Source organism: Virgibacillus sp. 7505 (assembly GCF_002272135.1).
Lineage (GTDB): Bacteria > Bacillota > Bacilli > Bacillales > Amphibacillaceae > Terribacillus.
Window position 1 is genome coordinate 1 of sequence record NZ_NPBF01000450.1, and the last position, 214, is coordinate 214.

Consider the following 214-nt stretch of genomic DNA (forward strand, 5'->3'; position numbering starts at 1 on the left):
GAGCAACGCTCCCTGTGTATTTAGCTATGCCATTGTCACTTATGGTGGCGTTAGAATATGTACAATTGGATTCAGTCGGGCGAGGTATTCTGTATCTGCTCATCGTTTTAATCATTATGGCGTTATTCGTACCGATTGCCTACCAGCTTACACATTCGCAAGCGCCAAATGCACGTGACCCAGTCAATAAAATTCGTACAAAAGGGCTTCTATT

At 43.5% G+C, this 214-nt stretch carries 1 pseudogene; it reads left to right on the forward strand.

Features of this window, described 5'->3' with window-relative positions:
• Nucleotides 1-214 (forward strand): annotated as a pseudogene (locus tag CHH91_RS19740) (CDP-alcohol phosphatidyltransferase family protein); the annotation flags it as partial.